The sequence below is a fragment of the Gryllotalpicola daejeonensis genome (genome assembly GCF_039538145.1).
GTDB classification, from domain to species: Bacteria; Actinomycetota; Actinomycetes; order Actinomycetales; family Microbacteriaceae; genus Gryllotalpicola; species Gryllotalpicola daejeonensis.
The window spans coordinates 97,065-117,079 of sequence record NZ_BAABBV010000002.1; the positions used below are offsets into that span (position 1 = coordinate 97,065).

Below are 20,015 nucleotides of genomic sequence, written 5' to 3' on the forward strand. Positions count from 1 at the left end.
TCACGATTCTAGTTGGGCTTGTGGTTGCGCTCCGTTGGGCGTGTGGTTGCGCTCCGGCGCCGGTGCTCGCTTCGCTCGCGCCGGGGTCATCTGGCCGAGCGGTTCGCGGCATGCCACTGGCATGCCGCTCACGCGCCTGTCCAGATGACCCACATGCGATACAGCATGATCGCCACCGCGAGCCCCGAGACCCCGAGCACGACGACGCTCCACCGCCCGCGCTCGACCAGCGCCCACACCATGGCGAGCAGCGGCACGATGACGATCGCGACCTGGTACATCCAGAACTCGAGCAGGCTGCCCGTCGGGCTGTTTCCGACCGCCGGCGCGATCGCCGCCATCACGAGCTGCGCGATCAGCAGCACCGTGACGAGGGCGATCGGCCCCATGCTGAGGTCGCTCGGGGTGCGGCCGGCGAAGCCGAGCACGAGGCAGAGCGCCCCCGCGGCGAGCGCGATGAAGATCTGCGTGAAGGTGAACCACTCGACCACTCAGGACTCCTGGCTGTTCGGGAAACCGGTCTCGACTCGCACGACGCCCGTCGCCGACACGCTGGCGAGGGCCACGAGGTGGCCGGCCGGGTCGAGGGCGGCGCGGATGCCAGGCGCGTCGGGCGCCTCGACGTGAAGCTTCTTCCCGTGCCCTAGGTCGACGGACTGCTGGGGGTCGAGCTCGAGCGTCGGGAACAGTCTGGCCGCGGCATCCCCCGGGCTCTGCAGCACGTCGGCGACCGCGATGTCGCCGGCGACCAGCGCGTCGAGCGGGGTCGCCTCGGCGACGTCGAACGGCCCGACTGCGGTGCGACGCAGAGCCGTCAGGTGGCCGCCGACGCCGAGCGCGCGGCCGAGATCACGCGCCAGCGCGCGGATGTAGGTGCCGGAGGAGCACGCGACCCGTACTTCGAGGTCGATCAGCCCAGGCATCCGCCTGGTCGCCCGCACCTCGAACGCGTGGATCGTGACGGGCCGCGCCTTCAGCTCCACCTCTTCGCCGGCGCGGGCGCGCGCATACGCGCGCTTCCCGTCGACCTTGATCGCGCTCACCGTGCTCGGCACCTGCTCGATGGGCCCGGTGAGGGCGCGGATGCCTGTACCGATCGCCTCGTCTGTGACGGCGTCGACCGCCGCGGCCTCTGCACGCGCGGTGAGCTCGCCCTCGGCGTCGTCGGTGACGGTCGACTCCCCCAGCCGGATCGTCGCCTCGTAGACCTTGTCGGTGCCGACGACGTGGGTCAGCAGGCGGGTCGCCGTGCCGACTCCGATGATCAGCAGGCCGGTCGCCATGGGGTCGAGCGTTCCCGCGTGACCGACCTTTCGGGTGTTCGCGGCGCGGCGCAGGCGCGCGACGACGTCGTGGCTGGTGAGCCCCTGCGGCTTGTCGACCAGCACGACGCCGTTCGGCGTCGGCGCGGCAGAGCTCACGAAGCGGACCCGGCGTTCAGCACGATGTCGATCTTCTCACCGAACGAGCAGCCGAGCAGTTCGCGCGCGGTGTCGTCGGTGTCGTAGAGGCCGGTCATCTGCAGCGTCAGCAGCGTGTTGATGAGCATGCCGCCGGCGAGGAAGTCCCGCACCTCATCCTGCGAGAACCCGCCCTCGTCCCGCAGCAGACGGTAGATGACGAGGAACCCCTCCCGCGCGTACTTTCCGATCACCGGGTCGTGGCCGAGCAGGAAGCCCTGCATGAGCGGAAGCACGATGCCGCCCTCGCCGATCAGGTCGACATAGGCGCGGCCGAGGAATGCCTTGCGCTCGGCCGCAGAGAGCGCCTTCACCTCAGGACGGGTCAGCGCGTTGCGCAGCCGCGTCTCGAGCCGCTCGCGTGCGCGCAGCAGCAGCTCGCAGAAGAGGTTCTCTTTGCTGCCGAACATGCGCACGACGTAGGGCTGGCTGATGCCGGCGGCCTGAGCGACCTGATCGGTGGTCGTTCCCGCATAGCCGCGCTCGCCGAAGACCTCGGCCGCGGCATCCAGAATCTGCTCGCGACGCTGCGCGGCAGGAATCCGCTCGCTCTTCGGCTCACTCACGCTTGACATGTTATCAATCCATTACTTAGCCTCTGATCTTGTAATCATCCAATTACCACCTTCGGAGGACGACGTGTCTGTTCCCGTCGCGACGGACCCGGCGCAGACTGCTGCCGTGGCCCCCACCGCTCGCCGCCGGCCGCTGTGGCTCGTGATCGCCGCAGCGTCGCTCCCGCTGTTCATGGGCACGCTCGACAACCTCGTCGTGACGAACGCCCTGCCGGTCATCGGCCGAGACCTGAGCGCCGGCATCGACGAGCTCGAATGGGTCATCAACGCGTATGCGCTGGCGTTCGCGAGCTTCATCCTGACGGCGGCGGCGCTCGGCGACCGCCTCGGCCGCCGCCCGGTCTTCGTCGTCGGCATCGCGCTGTTCACGGTGGCCTCAGCCCTGTCGGCTCTCAGCACCGAGCCGTGGCAGCTGATCGCCGCCCGGGCGCTGCAGGGGGTCGGTGCCGCTGCGCTCATGCCCCTGTCGCTCACGATGCTCGCCGGGTCGGTGAGCGAGAAGGCGCGACCTGCCGCAATCGGCGTGTGGGGCGGCGTGGCCGGCCTGGGTGTCGCTCTCGGCCCGCTCATCGGCGGCGCGGTGACGCAGGGCTGGGCCTGGCAGGGCATCTTCTGGATCAACGTCCCCGTCGGCGCCGTGGCCATCCCGCTCGTGCTGTGGGCGCTGCCGAACAGCTTCGGTGCCAGGTTGCGCGCGGATCTGCTCGGCCTGGTGCTCGCGGGCGTCGGGGTGTTCGGCATCGTCTACGGCATCGTGCGCGGCAACGACGCCGGCTGGTCGAGCGGCGAGGTGCTCACCACGCTGATCGGCGGCGGCGTGCTGCTGCTGGCGTTCATCTGGTGGGAGACGCGCGCCGCCGCGCCCATGCTGCCGCTGCGCCTGTTCCGCTTCCCGAGCTTCACCATCGCCAACGCCGTCGGCGTGATCTTCAGCTTCGGCATCTTCGGCTCGATCTTCATCCTGATCCAGTTCCTGCAGGTGGTGCAGGGCAAGAACCCGCTCGAGGCGGGCGAGATGACGATTCCATGGACGATGCTGCCGCTGATCGTCTCGCCCCTGACCGGCTTCCTGCTGGTGCCGAGATTCGGACCGAGGATGCCTGTCGCAGTGGGCCTCGCCATCTCCGCCGTCGCGATCGGGTGGATCGCCTGGATCATGGCGCCCGATCTCGCCTACGCCGACATGGTGCCGCCGTTCCTGCTCGCGGGCCTCGGCATGGGGTTGATCTTCGCGCCGTCGTCGACGGCGGTGCTCATGGACATGCCCGATGTCGACCACGCGAAGGCCTCCGGGGCGAATTCCACCCTGCGCGAGATCGGCACGGCGCTCGGCATCGCGGTGCTCACCGCGGTGTTCACGGGCGCGGGCGGGACGCTCACGCCGACCGGCTATGTGGGTGCCGCGCAGAAGGCCGTCTACGTCGGCGCCGCAGTGCTCGCCGCCGCAGCGATCGTCGCGCTCTGGCTGCCTGGCCGCCGACCTGTGGCGACTGCTCGATAGCCTGGGCGGCATGCGTGTCGCAGTGATCGGAGCCGGAGCGATCGGCGGAACGATCGCCGCGCTGCTCGACCGTGCCGGGCACGACGTCGAGGTGACCGCGCGGGGCGCGACCCTCGCCGCCATCGCCGCCGAGGGCCTGCGCCTCGACGGCAAGTGGGGTGAGCACACCGCGCGGGTGGCCGCGGGCGCGACGCTGACGCGCACCCCCGAGATCGCGTTCCTGGCGACGAAGGCGCAGGATGCGGCATCCGCTCTCACCGCGAATCGCGACCAGCTCGGAAACGTGCCGCTCGTCGTTGTGCAGAACGGGCTCGAGGGGCTCGAGACGGTCGCGCGGGCCCTGCCCGACTCCCCCGCCTTCGGCGCGCTCGCGCTCTATGCCGCGCAGAACGTCGAGCCGGGCCGGGTCACGATCACGGCCACTGGGACGACGGTGGTCGACCGATCGCGGCAGGCGGCCGCGCTGCTCTCCTCGGTCATGCCGGCGCAGGTCACGGACAACTTCCGCGGGGCACAGTGGACGAAGCTCGTGATCAACATGGTCAACGGCACGCCGGCGGCGACCGGCCTGCCGGTGCAGCGAACCGTGGCAGACCGGCGGCTGCGGCCGATCGTGACCGCGTTGATTCGCGAGGCCGCGCGGGCGGGGCTCGCACACGGGGTGCACTTCGACCCGATTCAGGGCCTGTCGCACGCCGGGGTGCGATTCGTCGCCGCCGCTCCGCTGTGGGCAGGGCAGGTGCTGCCGCGGCTCATGGCCCGGCGCATGGGCGCGGTGCCGAACCTCGGTTCGACCCTGCAGAGCCTGAAGCGCGGCCAGCTGACCGAGATCGACTACCTGAACGGAGCCGTGGTCGCGCAGGCTGCCGCGGTCGGGCAGCGCGCGCCGGTCAATCAGGCGGTGACGGATGCCGTGCACGAGGTCGAGCGCACGGGGCGGTTCTTCACCCCGGACGAGCTGGCGGAGCGGGTCAGGGCTGCGGCGCGAGGGTGAGCAGCTCGCCGATCTCGCAGCCGAGAGCTACGCAGATCGCCTCGAGCGTGCTGAAGCGAATCGCCTTCGCGCGGTCGTTCTTGAGCACTGAGAGATTCACGACGCTCACGCCGACCCGGGCGGAGAGCTCGACCAGCGTCATGCCGCGCTCGGCGAGCAGTTCGTCGAGCCGGCAGTGAACGAGCGCCACTAGACGAGGCCCTCGCTGTCCTGACGATAGACGGCGCCGACGCGGAAGACCGCGGCGAGCGCGAGGAGAGCGGCGCCGACATAGAGCGGCCACATCTCGAAGAGCACGACGTCTTGGTTGGAGTTCGTAAGATCGGCGGAATCGGGGGCGCCGGCCAGGATGCTCATGATGCCCATCGAGGCGAGGCCGTGCAGAATATCGACCGCCTCAAACCCGACGAAGACGACGCCGGCGAGCCAGAGCAGGGCGAGGTGAGACGCCCGCGCGAATGGCACACCGGCTGCCATGCGATTCATCAGCGCGACCAGGCAGACCGCGATGCCGGCGCCCGTCAGCGTCGCGACGATGTCGCCCGCGCTGTGCAGGATGATCACGCTAGCCGGAAGGTCTGCCACCGTCGCCCTCATCTGGGTGAACGTGGCCGTGCTGCCCGGCACGATGAACGGCGCGCCGTCGAACGTGCGCCCGGTGGGCTGTGGCACCGAGTAGTCGACACCCCACGTCCACTGGATTCCCGCAGTGCGGCGCGTCAGGCGGTCGACCAGGTCGATCACGTTGCCGATGAGACCCAGGGCGCAGATCGCGAGGTAGAGCAATGAGATCCAGAACACGAACCGCAGCGCGCCTGACTTTGCGAGCGGGCGGGCGACCTCGTCGGTGAGCGACATGGCCTGAACATATCGATATTCGTTATCCCTGTCGAGAGTCCCAGAGCGGGGGCAATCACGCGCTAGGGTCCGAGACATGATCGTGTGGATCAACGGCACCCACGGCGTCGGCAAGACGACGACCGCCGCGCTGGTGCAGCAGCTGCTGCCCGATTCGCGCGTTCTCGACGCGGAGAAGGTCGGCGGGGTGCTCATGGACATCTCGCCAGGGCTGCCGGAGACCGACAACTTCCAGCACTGGGACCCGTGGCGCCCGCTCGTCGTCGACACCGCCCGCCGGGTGCTCGATTACGTCGGCGGCACGCTCGTGATGCCGATGACGGTGCTGGTCGAGCCCTACTGGCGTGAGATCAGCGCCGGCCTCGCCGAGCACGGCATTCCGGTGCATCACTTCGTGCTGCACGCCGACGGCGACACCCTGCGGCACCGCATCGACAACGACGCGGTGATGGGGCCGTCGTGGTTCCGCCACGCCTACGTCGAGCCCTACCTCGAGGCCGCCCGCACGTGGCTGCATGACGAGGCAGCGGTCATCGACGTCACGCACGCAACGCCCGAAGCGGCGGCGCGTCAGATCGCGGATTCCGTGCTCGCGCCCGCTGGGTGAAACCGTCGTGCCGACGCTCGTTCTGATCAATGGCGTGCCCGCGAGCGGCAAGAGCACGCTCGCACGCGCGTGGTGCGAGCGGCATGCGGACGGCCTGCCGCTCTGCCTCGACCTCGATGCGCTCAGGTCGATGCTCGGCGGGTGGCGCGAACGGCTTCAGGAAGCCGGCCTCGCAGCACGCGACATCGCACTCGCCGGCATCACTGCGCACCTCGGCAGCGGCCACGACGTCGTGGTCCCGCAGTACCTTCGGCGCCCGGAGTTCATCGACCGCCTGTCCCTGACGGCGGCTACGTGCGGCGCGGTGTTCGTCGAGACAGCACTGATCATCGACGCGACCACCGCCGAGTCCCGCTTCGGCGAGCGCGCCGCAGCGCTCGCGCGCGCCGATCCGCACGGCGCACTGCACGCCGAGATGTCACAGATCGTCCGCGAGTTCGACGACTTCCTGCTGACCCGCCCGGCCGTGGCGCGCCTCGAGAGCGGCGGCGCGCTGGCCCAGCTCGAGACGGCGATCGCCCGAGCGCGCTAAGTCGCCGACCAGCCCGTCCACCGCTCGACGCGGATCACGACGACCGGACCCTCGGGGCGACGCGCACGGTATTGGCTGTAGCGCGCAACGAGTGAATCGATCGGATGCCGCATCGCGGCGGCATCCGTTATCACCCTCGCGCGCCCATCGGCGCGGACCCACCACAGCGCGTCCCACTCGTCGCTGTACTCGTCGGCGAGCAGGGCGACCTGCGGGTTCTGCGCGATGTTGCGCAGCCGGCGCAGGTCTCGCGTCGACTTCGGCTTGTGGTCGACGGCCGTGTAGATCAGGTCACCCTCGAGCGCGAAGGTGATCGGCACGAGGTGCGGGGCGCCGTCGCCGCCGACCGTGGCGAGGCGCGCCACACGCGCTGCGGCCAGACGGCCGCGGGCCTCCGCCTCGCTGAGTTGCACACCCGCCCCGTTCGTGCCTCAGCAGGAGTCGCTGAGGACGCGCTTCGGCAGCTCGGGGTTCGAGGTGTCGATGACCGCAGAAGCCGAGAAGAACGGCGTCTGCTCGACGAGGTAGCTGTCGTCGGCCTGCGCCTGCTGCGCGTCGACGTAGATCAGGTAGTGCCAGATGCCCTTGAGCGAGCCGAGCAGATAGGCGCCGTCTACGATCAGCACGGCGTCGGCCGGGCCGGTCTTCCACTCGGACAGCGCAGGCACGTCGCGGGACGCATCGAACGCCGCGGTCTGGAAGCCTGTGCTGCCGGCGAGCCGCCACGGGTCGAGCAGCACGCGGCGGAACGTCGTCTCGTCATAGGCCTGGTCGCCGGCGCCGCGCGAGGCCCTCGGCTTGAGGAAGTCGCCCATCGAGGCGCGGAAGGCGGGGACGCCGCCGTCGTCGAACACCGCAGCGAGGTCGTCGCCCACCTCGCGGGCGCCCGCGCCGGGGAATCCATCGATGCCGACGATGCGCCGCCCGCGCGGGTAATTGGACAGGATCTCGTCGCGCAGGCCGCGGAGGAACTCGACGCGGGGTGTGGACACGAGCTGCATGTCTCGAGCGTACGCCGCCCACGGGCACGCACGTGGGCCGAGCCGGCGTGCGGGAAAAGTAGGCTCGAACGGTGCCTGAGACCGCGACCGAGACGCTGAGCGAGACGGTCAATGCGTGGTTCCGCGAGCACGCGCGCGAGCTGCCCTGGCGTGAGCCGGGATGCTCGGCCTGGGGCATCCTCGTCTCGGAATTCATGCTGCAGCAGACACCGGTCGCGCGCGTGCTGCCGCAGTGGCAGGCCTGGCTCGAGCGGTGGCCGACCCCCGCCGCGCTCGCTGCGGTTCCCGCGGGCGAAGCTGTGCGCGCCTGGAACCGGCTCGGTTACCCGCGCCGCGCGCTGTGGCTGCACGCGTGCGCAGTCGCGATCACCGAGCAGCACGCCGGAGTGGTGCCGGCCGACGTGGATGCACTGCTCGCCCTTCCCGGCATCGGGCCGTACACGGCACGGGCCGTCGCCGCCTTCGCGTATGGCGTGCGCGTCCCGGTCGTCGACACGAACGTGCGGCGCGTGCTCGCGCGCGCGGTCGACGGGCAGGCCGAGCCCGGTCCCCCGTCGGCGACGCGCGATCTGGCGGCGATGGCCGCGGTGCTTCCGGTCGATGAGGCCGAGGCGCGCGTCTTCAACGCCGGCGCGATGGAGCTCGGCGCGATCGTCTGCACCGCGCGCGCCCCGCGGTGCGTGGACTGCCCCCTGGCCTCCGTCTGCGCGTGGCGCGCCGCCGGCTACCCGGCCTACAACGGTCCGCGGCGTGCGGTGCAGAAGAAATACGAGGGCAGCGACCGCCACGTGCGCGGGCTGATCATGCGCGAGCTGCGCGCCGCGCACGCGCCCGTGACGGATGCCGAGCTCGACGCTCTCTGGACAGATGACGTGCAACTCGCCCGCGCTCTCTCGGGGCTGCTCGCCGATGGCCTCGCGGTGCGCGATCCGGGCGGCGAGGGCTACGTGCTGCCGTAGCCGCTGGCGGTGTCCGGATGTCGGTGATCGTCGCTACCGTTGCGCCATGACGGTTGAGGTGGTGCCTGCGACCCTGGAGCGCTTCGACGACGTGGCTGCTCTGCTCGCGCCGTCGCGCCCCGGCACCCCCGCATGCTGGTGCCTCTCGTGCCGCGTCGATTCGCACGAGCGCGGGCTGCTGCGCACCGAGCCGCAGCGGCGCGAGCGAATGCGCCAGCTCACGGCAGAGCCGATCGCGCCCGGCATGCTCGCCTATGTGGACGGCTCGCCCGCCGGCTGGGTGAACTTCGGCCCGCGCCAGGCGATCGGGCGGCTGCAGCGCTCGCGCACGATTCTTCCCGTGGACGACGTGCCCGTCTGGAGCGTCCTCTGCTTCGTCATCGCCACCGCGCACCGGCGCCGCGGCCTGATGCGCGAGCTGCTGCGCGGGGCCACACAGTATGCCCGCGAACACGGGGCACCGGCGATCGAGGGCTATCCGGTCGACACAGAGGGGCGGCGGCTCAGCGGAACGCTGCTGTTCGTCGGCGTGGCCTCCGCGTTCGCCGCCGAGGGCTTCGAGGTCATCGGCGAGACGAACGCCACCAGCGCCGGGCGCACGCGCCTGGTCATGCGCAAGAGCCTGGTCAGCTAGTGGAAAGCTCACTCGGAGGCATCCGTCATGAGCCGTGAAGCGCGTTCATCGGTGCCGCCACTAATCTGAGTCGATGCCCGAATCGCCGCTCTCCGCCTCGCCCTACGAGGTGCTCGGCGTCGATGCGCGTGCGAGCGATGAGGAGCTCAAGCGCGCGTACCGGAAGCGGCTGCGCGAGACGCACCCCGACACGGGTGGCTCTGCGGCCGAGTTCCGCGCCGTGCAGGAAGCATGGGAGCGCATCGGCACACCGGAGGCGCGGGCGGCGTTCAACCGCTCGCGCTCGCCGTTCAGCGGCGAAGGCGGCAGCGCCTCGGGCGGCGGCGACGACCACGTCTGGGCGACCTCGCGCACCGAGGGGGCGAGGCGCGACACCCGCCCACGCGCCCGCGCCTACGGCCACCCGGGCGGCTGGCGGCGCGAGCGCTACCTCGCGATGATGCGCGAGTGGGCCGGCCGCGGCCCCGAGCTCGACGATCCGTACGACCCGGCGCTCGTGCGCTCGGCTCCGTACGAGATCCGGCACACGCTGGCCGATGCGCTCGCGGAGGAGGCCACGGCGCGCGCGACGGCCGAGCTCGGCATCGGCTACACAGTGTGGCACGACGTCTTGGCGCACGACGGCGGGAAGATCGACCACCTCGTGCTCGGCCCCACCGGGCTGTTCGCCCTGCAGTCCGAGGACTACGGCGGGCGCGTCGACGTGAAGCGCGGTGAGCTCGTTCCCGCAGAGTCCGGCGTGGTGCTCGACGGCCGGCCCGCGCATGACCTCGCCGAACGCGCCCGCCATCTCGGTCGCGGCCTCGGCGTGAAGTTCGCCGGCGCCATCATCGTGCTGCCCGACGACGCTCTCGAGCTGCCGGTCGCCGAGATCGGGAAGCACCGCGGCATCGTTCTGCTCGCCGTACGGCGCTCGGTGCTCGGCCACCTGCTCCGCTCGGGGGTCCCCGGGGTCCCGCGCGCCGTCGGCCTCGACCTGTTCGAGGTGCGCAGCCGCCTGCAGCGGGGCGTGCGCTTCATCTAAGCCGGGTATCCGGCCCCATGACTTGCGCGACGTGCCCTCCTCGCGTTAGCTAGTTAGGTAATGCTTACCTTAGCCGCCCCCTCCGATCGTGTCCGCGACGACCGCCCCGCCTACCGCCCGTTCCAGGTGGCGGTGCGCTCTGTCGTGCGCCTCTCGCCGTCGTTCCTGCGCGTCACTCTCGCCGGCGACGACCTTGCGGAGTTCGGCACGGCGGGGCTCGACCAGCGCATCAAGATCCTGCTCCCGCTCGAGGGCGACGGTGCTCCGACGGGCTTCGACCACCTCGGAATCTGCGATCCCGACGCGGTGGCGGCCGGCAGCTGGTACGAGCTGTGGCGCGCCGCCCCCGCCGAACTGCGCAATCCGTTCCGCACGTACACGGTGCGGGCCATCCGACCGCGCGAACGGGAGCTCGACGTCGACTTCGCCGTACACGGCGACGGCGGCCCCGCGAGCCGCTGGGTGCGTGCGGCTCGGCCGGGCGACGAGGTCGTCATCATCGGCCCTGACGACGCCTCGACCGGCTGGCGCATCGGCCTCGACTGGCACCCCGGAAGCCGCGACGAGCTGCTGCTCGTCGGCGACGAGACGGCGGTGCCCGCGGTCTGCGCGATCCTCGAGTCGCTGGAACCCGACGTACATGCCAGCGCCTTCCTCGAGATCCCGCACGCAGCCGACGCCCTCGATGTCGCCCTCGCCTGCCCGGACCACCGGGTGACGTGGCTCGCGCGCGACACCGCCGAGCAGGGCGCCCACCCACGTGGCGAGCGCCTCATCACCCATGTGCGTGACTGGGCGCTCGCGCGACGACACCTTCTCGTCCCGGCGCGCGCCGCGCAGGCATCCGATCTGGATGAATCCGACGCGGAATCCGGGATCGTGTGGGACTCACCGGCCGCCGCCGACGACTCCGGCTTCTACGCGTGGATCGCCGGCGAGACACAGACGGTCGTCACCCTGCGCCGCTTCCTCGTCAACGAGCTCGGCGTCGACCGCAGCCGAGTCGCCTTCATGGGTTACTGGCGCCGGGGCCGGGCGGAGACGGCCTGACATGTCCCCCACTCGCGCGGCCACGACGATCGTGGTCTGCTTCGCCGCGCTCGCCCTGCTCACGCTGCTGAGCCTGGGCCTGGGCGCCGAAGCGCTCACGCCTGGCCAGTTGCTGACCGCGCTGGCGCATCCGTTCGGCGGCGGCCAGGCCGAGCGGATCGTGATCGGTCTGCGCCTGCCGCGCACCGTCGTCGCGCTCGTCGCGGGGGCAGCGCTCGGCATGGCCGGCGCCGTGATGCAGGGCGTCACCCGGAACCCGCTCGCCGACCCTGGCCTGCTCGGCGTCAACGCCGGGGCCTCGCTCGCAGTGGTGACCGCGATCGGCGCGTTCGGCATCGCGACCGCGTCGGGGTACGTGTGGTTCGCGTTCGGCGGCGCGGCGGTCGCGGCGGCCGTCGTCTACGCCATCGGCGTGCTGGGGCCGGGCGGGGCGACGCCCGTGCGTCTCGCGATCGCCGGTGCCGCGCTCACCGCGACCCTCACCTCGATCGTCACGCTCGTGCTGCTCGCGCACCTCGACGTCTTCCAGCAGTACCGCTTCTGGCAGGTCGGGTCGGTGTCGGGCCGCTCGCTGCACGACGTCGGTGTCATCGCCCCGTTTGCGGCGGTCGGCGCCGCGCTCGCGCTCATCGGCGGCCGCATGCTCGACGTGCTCGCGCTCGGCGACGACGCCGCCCGCGGCCTCGGCCTCAACGTGCCGGTCGCGCGCGCGATCTGCGCCGTCGCGGTCGTGCTGCTGGCCGGCAGCGCCACCTCGATCGCAGGGCCCGTGGTGTTCGTCGGACTCGTCGCGACCCACGCCGCCCGCCCGATCGCGCGGCACGATCACCGCTGGCTCATCGGACTCGCCGCCGTCATCGGGGCGGCTGCGCTCGTGGCATCCGATCTCATCGGCCGCTTCGTCGCGCCGCCCGGTGAGCTCGAAGCCGGCGTTGTGATCGCCCTGGTGGGCGCGCCCGTCATGATCGCGCTGGTGCGCAGGCGGCGGGCGGTGATGAGCGCGTGACCGCGCAGATCGCGGCGATGGATGCCTCGCCCGCACCCGCCGTCGAGGTGCATCGTGCTCTCGCCCTCGGCCGCAGGCGCCGCATCATCACCGTGGCGGCGCTCGCGGCCGGTGTCGTCGCCGTCGCGGTGCTGAGCCTCAGTCTCGGCACCATTCCGATCTCGCCGTTGCGACTGCCTGCTGTGCTCACCGGCCACGGCGACCCGCTCGAGAACCTCGCCGTGCTGACCCTGCGACTTCCCCGCTGGACCACCGGTGCCCTGGTCGGCATCGCGCTCGGACTCGCCGGCACGCTGTTCCAGACGACGCTGCGGAACCCGCTGGCGAGCCCCGACATCCTCGGCGTCTCCGGCGGCGCGAGCCTCGCGGCCGTCACCGCGATGCTCGTGTTCCACGCGACGGGGGCGGGCGTTCCCCTGGCCGCGCTGGCCGGGGGCGCCGTCGCGGCCGCCGCCATCGGCGTGCTCTCGTGGCGCGAGGGCTTCGCCGGGCAGCGCTTCGTGCTGGTCGGCATCGCGCTCGCGTTCCTCGCCAGCGGCGGTCTGTCGTACCTCATCACCCGCGCAGACGTGCGCGCAGCGCAGCAGGCACTGGCCTGGACCGTCGGAAGCGTGAGCGACCCGAACTGGGGCGAGACGGGCATGCTCGCGATCGCTCTGGTCGTTCTCGTGCCGCTCGCACTGTGGCTGGCCGTGCCGCTGCGCGTGCTTGCTCTGGGCGACGATGCCGCGCGCGGCCTCGGGGTGCGGCCGGTCGGCACGACGATCGCCGCCACCGCGGTCGGGGTCGCCCTGGCGTCCGTCGCCACCGCAGTCGCCGGGCCGGTCGCCTTCGTGGCGTTTGTGAGCGCGCCGATCGCCCGCCGGATGGTCGGTGCGGGCGGGCTGCAGCCTGCGGCATCCGCCCTCACAGGTGCCGCGCTCGTCACGGCGGCCGACTTCGTCGCCGCGCGCCTCGGCGACTTCCAGGCCCCGGTCGGCCTCGTCACCGGCGCCGTCGGGGCGCCCTATCTGCTCTGGCTGCTCACCAGGAAGGACGGTGCTGCCGCGTGAGCGACTCCCTCTCCCCCGCCGCCGCCCGCACGCTCGCGGCGCACGGACTCGAGCTCGGCTACGACGGCCGCACGATCGTTCCCGAGCTCGAGCTCGAGCTCTCCCCCGGCCGCATCACCGCCATCATCGGCGCGAACGGCAGCGGGAAGTCGACGGTGCTGCGCGGGCTCGCCCGGCTGCTGGCGCCGCGGGCGGGCACCGTGACCCTCGACGGTGCCGATGTGCGCGGCATCCCCGGTCGCCGCCTCGCCCGCATGCTCGGAATCCTTCCGCAGGAGCCGATCGCGCCAGAAGGCGTCACGGTCGCCGAGCTGGTGATGCGCGGGCGGCACCCGCACCAGGGCGTCTTCGGCGGCCGCAGCCCGCAGGACGAGGCGGTCGTCGCGGAGGCGCTGCGCCTCACCGACACGCTCGAGCTGGCGAGCAGCCGGGTCGGTGAGCTCTCGGGCGGCCAGCGCCAGCGCGTCTGGATCGCCCTCGCCCTCGCCCAGAACCCCGATGTGCTGCTGCTCGACGAGCCGACCACGTTCCTCGACGTCGCGCATCAGCTCGAGGTTCTCGACCTGCTCGCCGACCTGAACGAGCGGCTGGGCACCACCGTCGTGATGGTGCTGCACGACCTCAACCTGGCGGCGCGCTACGCCGACGAGCTCGTGGTCGTCGCCGACGGCCGAGTGCTCGCCACCGGCTCCCCACAATCCGTGATCACCGAACCCTTGCTGCTGCAGGCGTTCGGCCTCTCCGCCCGCGTGATCGACGACCCCGAGACGGGCTCCCCGCTCGTGGTTCCCGCGGCGACCCGACGAAAGGAACACAGATGACCACACGACGTCGACGCCTGATCGGCGCCGCTGCCGCGATCGCCGCGGCGGCCCTCGTGCTGACCGGCTGCGCGGCCGGCGGCGGCACCGGCTCAGAGCCCACGAGCTCGGCCGGGGCATCCGCGGTCACCATCCACGACGCGTTCGGCGACACCGTCATCAAGGCGAACCCGAAGCGCGTCGTGACGCTCGGCTGGGGCTCGACCGAGGCGGCGCTCGCCATCGGCGTCGACCCCGTCGCGATGCCGTTCCAGGCCTACGCGGGCGACAAGAAGGGGGTTCTGCCCTGGATCGCCGACTATGTGAAGCAGCACAAGCTCAAGCTGCCGACGGTGCTGCCGAACACGAGCGACGACCCGCCCTACGAGGCGATCGCCGCGGCGAAGCCCGACCTGATCCTCGCGCCGTACTCGGGCCTGACCGCCAAGCAGGACAAGCTGCTCAAGGCCATCGCGCCGACGGTCGCCTACCCCGACCAACCGTGGGCGACGCCGTGGAAGGACATCATCTCGATCTCGGGGAAGGCGCTCATGGAGCCCGCCAAGGCGGCGCGCGTTCTCGACGGGATCGATAAGCAGATCGCGGATGCCGCGGCCGCCCACCCCGAGTTCAAGGGCAAGACGATCGCAGAGGTCTGGGACTCGCCGCAGGAATTCGACGTCTACAAGAAGGAGGATCCGCGCGTGCAGTTCGCGCTCGACCTCGGCTTCACCTCTGCCCCGAGCGTCGATGCGCTCGCAAACGGGGAGCAGACGTTCTACTACGCGCTCAGCACCGAGAAGGTCGATCAGCTCACGAGCGATGTGCTGGTGTCCTACGGCGATACGGATGCCGCACAGCAGCGGTTCCTCACCTCGAGCTACGGCTCCGGCATGCAGCAGGTGAAGAGCGGCGCCGTCGCGCAGCTGACCGGCCCCGCCTTCATCTCGGCGGTCTCGCCGCCCACCGCGCTCTCGCTGCCGTGGGGCCTCAAGGACTATGTCGCCGCCCTGTCGAAGGCGGCGAAGGCGGCCGGCTGACGGCGGCCCTGGAAGCTCCCGGCGGTTCTGGACGCCGGGTGGATAGCGGAAGGCCCCGGGAGGATCGCTCCCGGGGCCTTCTGTTGAAGCATCCGCCTCAGTCTTCGTCGTCGTCCTCGTCGAACTCGCGCGGCTTCACGTACGGGTCCTCGTCGCCGGCGTACTGGGCGCCCTTGGCGAGCGCCGCCACCTCGGAGTCGCGGGCGGCGGCGGAGCGCAGCAGCTCGTCGATGTGGGCGGCGTTCTCGGGGATCGCGTCGGCGATGAACTCGAGCGTCGGGGTGAGCCGCACGCTGATGTTGCGTCCCACCTCGGTGCGCAGCATGCCGGTCGCAGCCTTGAGGGCTTTGGCCGAGTCGCTGCGTTCCTGCTCGGAGCCGTAGACGGTGTAGAAGACGCTCGCGTGCTGCAGATCGCCCGTCACCCGGACGTCCGTGATGGTCACGAACCCCAGGCGCGGGTCGCGCAGGCCCTTCTCGAGGCGCTTCGCGATCACGACCTTGATGCGGTCGGCCAGCTTCCTGGCGCGTTCCGGATCAGCCATGTGCACTTCCCCTTTCTGAGAGAAGAGCGCGGGGGCCGAGACCGGCCCCCGCGCGGCAGCGCGCTACGCGCGCGGCTTCTCGCGCATCTCGATCGTCTCGATCTCGTCGCCGACCTGGATGTCGTTGAACTTGCCGAGGCCGATACCGGCTTCGAAGTCGGAGCGCACCTCGGTGACGTCGTCCTTGAAGCGGCGCAGCGACTCGATGGCGAGGCCGTCGGCCAGCACCACGCCGTCGCGGATGACGCGCGCCTTGGCGTTGCGCGTGATCGTGCCGCTGCGGACGATGACACCCGCGATGTTGCCCCACTTGGACGAGCGGAACACCTCGCGGATCTCGGCGAGACCCGACTGCACCTCTTCGAACTCCGGCTTGAGCATGCCCTTGAGGGACTGCTCGATGTCGTCGATCGCGTTGTAGATGACCGAGTAGAACCGGATGTCGACACCCTCGCGGGCCGCGCGCTCGCGGGCCTTGACGTCCGGGCGGACGTTGAAGCCCACGATGATCGCGTTGTCGATCGTCGCGAGGTCCACATCGGACTCCGTGATCGCACCGACACCGCGGTGCAGGATGCGCAGCTGGACGCTGTCGTCGACCTCGATCTTGAGCAGCGACTCTTCGAGGGCCTCGACGGCACCCGAGACGTCACCCTTGATGATGAGGTTGAGCGACTCGACCTTGCCCTCCTGAAGGGCGCGGGTGAAGTCCTCGAGGCTGATGCGCTTGCGCGCCTTCGCCAGCTGGGCGTTGCGCTCGGCCGCTTCACGCTTCTCGGCGATCTGGCGGGCGGTGCGGTCGTCCTCGGTCACGATGAAGGTGTCACCGGCGCGCGGCACCGACGACAGACCCTGCACCTGGACCGGGCGGCTCGGCAGAGCCTCATCGACGTTGTCGCCGTTCTCGTCGAGCATCGCGCGGACGCGGCCGTAGGCCGTGCCTGCGACGATCGAGTCGCCGACGTGCAGCGTTCCGGACTGGATGAGCACCGTCGCGACAGCACCGCGGCCCTTGTCGAGCTTGGCTTCGATCGCGACACCGCGGGCGTCCCGGTCGGGGTTCGCACGCAGGTCGAGGCCCGCGTCTGCGGTGAGCAGCACCGCGTCGAGCAGCTCCGTGAGGCCGATGCCCTCGCGGGCCGAGACGTCGACGAACATCGTGTCGCCGCCGTACTCCTCGGCGACGAGGCCGAACTCGGTGAGCTGCTGGCGCACCTTCGCCGGGTTGGCGTCGGGCTTGTCGATCTTGTTGACCGCGACCACGATCGGCACGTCGGCCGCCTGCATGTGGTTCAGCGCCTCGACCGTCTGGGGCATGATGCCGTCGTCGGCGGCGACCACGAGGATCGCCACGTCGCTGACCTGCGCACCACGGGCACGCATGGCGGTGAACGCCTCGTGGCCCGGGGTGTCGATGAAGGTGACGGCACGCTCGGTGCCCTCGTGCTCTGTCCACACCTGGTACGCACCGATGTGCTGGGTGATGCCGCCGGCCTCACCCGCGATGACGTTCGTCTGACGGATCGCGTCGAGGAGGCGCGTCTTACCGTGGTCGACGTGGCCGACGACGGTGACCACCGGGGGCCGGGGCAGCAGGTCCTCATCGGACTCGTCCTCGCGCTCCTGGTCGAGGTCGATGTCGAAGCCCTCGAGGAGCTCCTTGTCCTCGTCCTCAGGCGAGACGATCTGGATCTTGTAGCCGAGCTCAGCGCCGAGCACCTCGAAGGTGGCCTCGTCGAGCGACTCGGTCGCCGTCGCCATCTCACCGAGGTGGAACAGCACGGTCACCAGGTTGCCCGGGCTCGCGTCGATCTTGTCTGCGAAGTCCGAGATCGAAGAACCACGGCGAAGACGGATGACCGTCGAGCCGTCACCGCGGGGAACGCTCACGCCGCCAAGCGACGGAGCTTCCCGCATCTCGAACTCTTGACGCTTCGTCCGCTTCGACTTGCGGGCGCGGCTCTTGCCGCCACCGCGGCCGAATGCGCCGGCCGTGCCGCCGCCGGGGCCACGGCCGCGACCGCCGCCACCACCGGGGCGCGGGCCGCCGAAGCCGCCTGGGGCGCCGCCGGGGCGCTGGAAACCGCCTGCACCGCCACCGGGGCGCTGGAAGCCGCCTCCACCCGGGCGACCGGGACCGCCGGGGCGGCCCTGGCCTGCACCCTGACGCTGGAAGCCCTGGCCGGGGCGCGGGGCGCCCGGACGGGGTGCGCCGGGTCGGGGCGCGCCGGGGCGCGGAGCCTGCGGGCGCGGGATGTTGCCGGGCGACGGGCGCTGGCCCATGCCCTGCTGCGACGCGAACGGGTTGTTCCCCGGGCGCGGCGTGCCGGCGGGGCGCTGGCCCATGCCCTGCTGCGACGCGAACGGGTTGTTCCCGGGGCGGGGGGTGCCCTGGGGGCGCGGCGCGGCGGGCTTCGCCGGGCCGGGAGTGGGTGCCGAGCCGCCGCGCGCGCTGTCGGACGCGGATGCCGCGGGGCGCTCGGCCTCGGGCTTCGCGGCGGCGGGCGCCTCGGTCTTGGCGGGAGCCTCGGCCTGCGCCGGCGCCTCAGCCTTGGGGGCCTCCGCCTTGCGGGCGGGTGCCGGGCGCGGAGCCGTGGGCTTGGCCGGGCCGGGCTTCGCCGACGACGCGGGCGCCTTGGCACCGGCGTCGGACGACGTCACGAGCTCGGGGTGGTCATTGACGTATGCGCGCAGCTTGCGCACAGCCGGGGGTTCGATCGTCGAGGAGGGAGTCTTGACGAACTCCTTCAACTCGCCGTTGAGGATCTCGACCGCCTGCTTGCTCTCGATTCCGAGGTCTTTGGCGATCTCACTCACGCGTGGTTTGGCAGCCACATTTCTCCTGTTCCGAGGCCCACCCTCGGTTCAGGGCAGGCGCTAGTTGTGGACGGGTCTCATTTCGAGCCGCTCATTAGTTGTCCATTAGCCGTTCAGCCTGTTCTCTAGCTGGTGGGTGATCTCGACGGTGTCGAGGACACCCTGCACTCGCAGCGCCCGCCCGAAGGCCTTGCGCTGGAGCGCCTTCTTGATGCATTCCGCACTTGGATGAATCCACGCGCCTCGCCCCGGCATGCGAGCCGACTCATCCACCACGAGGACGGAATCTTGGGCGACGACCCTCAGAAGAGAGGACCGCGGAGCGCGAGAACGGCACCCGATGCACGTTCTGACGGGTTCCATTCTAGACCCCTGTCTTAAGGCGAAACGTCGACGGCGTATTCCGCGACGCCCCTCTTACTGCGCCGAGTCCGGCTGGATGTCGATCTTGGCGCCCGTCAGCTTGGCCGCGAGGCGCGCGTTCTGGCCTTCCTTGCCGATGGCGAGCGAGAGCTGATAGTCGGGCACGAGCGCGCGCACCGCCTTGAGGTTCTCGTCGACGACGTACGCCTTCGTCACCTTGGCAGGACTGAGGGCGGATGCCACGAAGGCGGCCAGATCGGGCGAGTAGTCGACGATGTCGATCTTCTCGTTGTTGAGCTCGGCGGTGACGGCCCGCACGCGCGAGCCCATCTCGCCGATGCACGCCCCCTTGGCGTTGATGCCGGGCTCGACGGCGCGCACCGCGATCTTGGTGCGGTGGCCGGCTTCGCGCGCGAGCGAGACGATCTCGACGAGGCCGCCGGCGATCTCGGGCACCTCGAGCGCGAACAGCTTGCGCACGAGCGCCGGGTGCGTGCGGCTCACGGTGATCTGCGGGCCCTTCAGGCCCTTCGCGACGGAGGTCACGTAGACGCGGATGCGGGAGCCGTGGGCGTATTCCTCACCGGGGACCTGCTCCTCAGGGGGAAGGATCGCCTCGATGGTGCCGAGGTCGACGTGCACCATACGCGGGTTCGGACCCTGCTGGATGATGCCGGCGACGATGTCGCCCTCGCGGCCCTTGAACTCGCCGAGCACCGACTCGTCCTGGATGTCGCGCAGGCGCTGGTTGATGACCTGCTTGGCGGCGAAGGCGGCGATGCGGCCGAAGTCGCTCGGGCTGTCCTCCGCCTCGCCGATGACGTTGCCCTCGTCGTCGTACTCGGGGACGAAGACAGAGACGTGCCCGGTCTTGCGGTCGAGGTGCACGCGTGCGGGCGCCTGCTTGGGCGCGGCATCCGTATGCCCTGCGCTCTGCGCGCCTGCGGTGTGCGCGGGCGCTCCGTGGTGGTGCTGCTCGGCCTGGCCTGTGTGCTTCAGGTAGGCGGTCAGGATCGCCTGCTCGATGATGTGCACGAGCTCGTCGAAGGGGATCTCCTTCTCGCGCTCCATCAAACGCAGGACGCTGAGGTCGATGTCCATGTGCCGGCCTCCTCTGTATTGACTTTCCGGTATTCAGTTCAGCGCAAGGTAGCCCGCGCTCGCGCGCAGGCTAAACATCCACTCTAGACGAGCCCGG

At 71.0% G+C, this 20,015-nt stretch carries 23 protein-coding genes; 12 read left to right on the top strand and 11 right to left on the bottom strand.

The annotated features are described in order from the left end of the window. Positions 1–128 precede the first annotated feature (128 nt). The 3 genes from ABD736_RS13365 to ABD736_RS13375 are packed head-to-tail and all read right to left on the bottom strand — an operon-like array spanning position 129 to position 2,026. The gene (locus ABD736_RS13365) at positions 129–491 is read right to left on the bottom strand and encodes a hypothetical protein (RefSeq protein WP_344792359.1); all 363 of its coding nucleotides are present in this window, start codon (positions 489–491) and stop codon (positions 129–131) included. Beyond that, complete coding sequence (gene truB, locus ABD736_RS13370) at positions 492–1,421, bottom strand: tRNA pseudouridine(55) synthase TruB (protein ID WP_344792360.1); 930 nt, start codon at positions 1,419–1,421, stop codon at positions 492–494. It abuts the gene before it with no gap. After that, positions 1,418–2,026, bottom strand: a complete 609-nt coding sequence (locus ABD736_RS13375; RefSeq protein ID WP_344792361.1) for a TetR/AcrR family transcriptional regulator — start codon at positions 2,024–2,026, stop codon at positions 1,418–1,420. Before ABD736_RS13375 ends, truB begins: the two co-directional genes overlap by 4 nt. A 73-nt stretch (positions 2,027–2,099) precedes the next feature. Here ABD736_RS13375 and ABD736_RS13380 point away from each other — a divergent pair, with 73 nt between their 5' ends. Both ABD736_RS13380 and ABD736_RS13385 read left to right on the top strand, forming a co-directional pair. Next, positions 2,100–3,536, top strand: a complete 1,437-nt coding sequence (locus ABD736_RS13380) for a DHA2 family efflux MFS transporter permease subunit (protein WP_344792362.1) — start codon at positions 2,100–2,102, stop codon at positions 3,534–3,536. Positions 3,537–3,546: 10 nt separating this feature from the next. After that, the gene (locus ABD736_RS13385; RefSeq protein ID WP_344792363.1) at positions 3,547–4,530 is read left to right on the top strand and encodes a ketopantoate reductase family protein; all 984 of its coding nucleotides are present in this window, start codon (positions 3,547–3,549) and stop codon (positions 4,528–4,530) included. On the opposite strand, the gene ABD736_RS13390 is transcribed toward ABD736_RS13385, so the two are convergent. Next, entirely contained in the window at positions 4,508–4,720 is a 213-nt protein-coding gene (locus tag ABD736_RS13390) for a helix-turn-helix domain-containing protein (protein WP_344792364.1), read from the bottom strand. The genes ABD736_RS13385 and ABD736_RS13390 overlap by 23 nt on opposite strands. Further along, positions 4,720–5,388 (bottom strand): hypothetical protein, encoded by a 669-nt coding sequence (locus ABD736_RS13395; protein WP_344792365.1) that lies wholly within the window; start codon positions 5,386–5,388, stop codon positions 4,720–4,722. Before ABD736_RS13395 ends, ABD736_RS13390 begins: the two co-directional genes overlap by 1 nt. 76 nt (positions 5,389–5,464) lie before the next feature. Between ABD736_RS13395 and ABD736_RS13400 the strand changes: the two genes are divergently transcribed. Together ABD736_RS13400 and ABD736_RS13405 are read left to right on the top strand one after the other, a co-directional pair. Further along, on the top strand, positions 5,465–5,995 hold the full coding sequence (locus tag ABD736_RS13400; protein ID WP_344792366.1) for a P-loop nucleotide/nucleoside kinase family protein: 531 nt from the start codon (positions 5,465–5,467) through the stop codon (positions 5,993–5,995). Positions 5,996–6,002: 7 nt separating this feature from the next. Beyond that, complete coding sequence (locus ABD736_RS13405) at positions 6,003–6,527, top strand: AAA family ATPase (protein ID WP_344792367.1); 525 nt, start codon at positions 6,003–6,005, stop codon at positions 6,525–6,527. Here ABD736_RS13405 and ABD736_RS13410 read toward each other — a convergent pair. Together ABD736_RS13410 and ABD736_RS13415 are read right to left on the bottom strand one after the other, a co-directional pair. After that, a complete protein-coding gene (locus tag ABD736_RS13410; RefSeq protein ID WP_344792368.1) occupies positions 6,524–6,940 on the bottom strand; it encodes a TIGR03668 family PPOX class F420-dependent oxidoreductase in 417 nt (138 codons plus the stop codon). The genes ABD736_RS13405 and ABD736_RS13410 overlap by 4 nt on opposite strands. A gap of 18 nt (positions 6,941–6,958) precedes the next feature. Then, positions 6,959–7,528: a nucleoside/nucleotide kinase family protein gene (locus ABD736_RS13415; RefSeq protein ID WP_344792369.1), complete on the bottom strand. Its 570-nt coding sequence runs from the start codon at positions 7,526–7,528 to the stop codon at positions 6,959–6,961. Positions 7,529–7,599: 71 nt separating this feature from the next. Between ABD736_RS13415 and ABD736_RS13420 the strand changes: the two genes are divergently transcribed. The 8 genes from ABD736_RS13420 (at position 7,600) to ABD736_RS13455 (ending at position 15,093) form a co-directional block, all read left to right on the top strand. Beyond that, positions 7,600–8,487 carry an HhH-GPD family protein gene (locus ABD736_RS13420; protein WP_344792370.1) on the top strand — a complete coding sequence of 296 codons (888 nt, stop codon included), beginning with the start codon at positions 7,600–7,602 and terminating at the stop codon, positions 8,485–8,487. Positions 8,488–8,533: 46 nt separating this feature from the next. Further along, positions 8,534–9,121 (top strand): GNAT family N-acetyltransferase, encoded by a 588-nt coding sequence (locus ABD736_RS13425; RefSeq protein ID WP_344792371.1) that lies wholly within the window; start codon positions 8,534–8,536, stop codon positions 9,119–9,121. A 73-nt stretch (positions 9,122–9,194) separates the two neighbouring features. After that, the gene (locus tag ABD736_RS13430; protein ID WP_344792372.1) at positions 9,195–10,145 is read left to right on the top strand and encodes a J domain-containing protein; all 951 of its coding nucleotides are present in this window, start codon (positions 9,195–9,197) and stop codon (positions 10,143–10,145) included. Between the two features lie 60 nt (positions 10,146–10,205). Then, positions 10,206–11,195 (top strand): siderophore-interacting protein, encoded by a 990-nt coding sequence (locus ABD736_RS13435; RefSeq protein WP_344792373.1) that lies wholly within the window; start codon positions 10,206–10,208, stop codon positions 11,193–11,195. A 1-nt stretch (position 11,196) separates the two neighbouring features. After that, positions 11,197–12,201 carry a FecCD family ABC transporter permease gene (locus tag ABD736_RS13440; protein ID WP_344792374.1) on the top strand — a complete coding sequence of 335 codons (1,005 nt, stop codon included), beginning with the start codon at positions 11,197–11,199 and terminating at the stop codon, positions 12,199–12,201. Continuing rightward, the gene (locus ABD736_RS13445; protein WP_344792375.1) at positions 12,198–13,253 is read left to right on the top strand and encodes a FecCD family ABC transporter permease; all 1,056 of its coding nucleotides are present in this window, start codon (positions 12,198–12,200) and stop codon (positions 13,251–13,253) included. Before ABD736_RS13440 ends, ABD736_RS13445 begins: the two co-directional genes overlap by 4 nt. Continuing rightward, complete coding sequence (locus ABD736_RS13450; RefSeq protein ID WP_344792376.1) at positions 13,250–14,074, top strand: ABC transporter ATP-binding protein; 825 nt, start codon at positions 13,250–13,252, stop codon at positions 14,072–14,074. The genes ABD736_RS13445 and ABD736_RS13450 overlap by 4 nt, the downstream gene beginning before the upstream one ends. After that, positions 14,071–15,093, top strand: coding sequence for an iron-siderophore ABC transporter substrate-binding protein (locus ABD736_RS13455; RefSeq protein ID WP_344792377.1), 1,023 nt, complete (start codon positions 14,071–14,073; stop codon positions 15,091–15,093). The genes ABD736_RS13450 and ABD736_RS13455 overlap by 4 nt, the downstream gene beginning before the upstream one ends. 97 nt (positions 15,094–15,190) lie before the next feature. Here ABD736_RS13455 and rbfA read toward each other — a convergent pair whose 3' ends face one another. The 4 genes from rbfA to nusA all read right to left on the bottom strand — a co-directional run bounded on the left by rbfA (position 15,191) and on the right by nusA (position 19,918). Further along, positions 15,191–15,637 (bottom strand): 30S ribosome-binding factor RbfA, encoded by a 447-nt coding sequence (gene rbfA, locus ABD736_RS13460; RefSeq protein WP_344792378.1) that lies wholly within the window; start codon positions 15,635–15,637, stop codon positions 15,191–15,193. A 63-nt stretch (positions 15,638–15,700) separates the two neighbouring features. After that, positions 15,701–18,472: a translation initiation factor IF-2 gene (gene infB / locus ABD736_RS13465; protein WP_344792379.1), complete on the bottom strand. Its 2,772-nt coding sequence runs from the start codon at positions 18,470–18,472 to the stop codon at positions 15,701–15,703. A gap of 87 nt (positions 18,473–18,559) precedes the next feature. Then, on the bottom strand, positions 18,560–18,817 hold the full coding sequence (locus ABD736_RS13470) for a YlxR family protein (RefSeq protein WP_344792380.1): 258 nt from the start codon (positions 18,815–18,817) through the stop codon (positions 18,560–18,562). Between the two features lie 54 nt (positions 18,818–18,871). After that, entirely contained in the window at positions 18,872–19,918 is a 1,047-nt protein-coding gene (gene nusA, locus ABD736_RS13475; protein ID WP_344792381.1) for a transcription termination factor NusA, read from the bottom strand. Positions 19,919–20,015 lie beyond the last annotated feature (97 nt).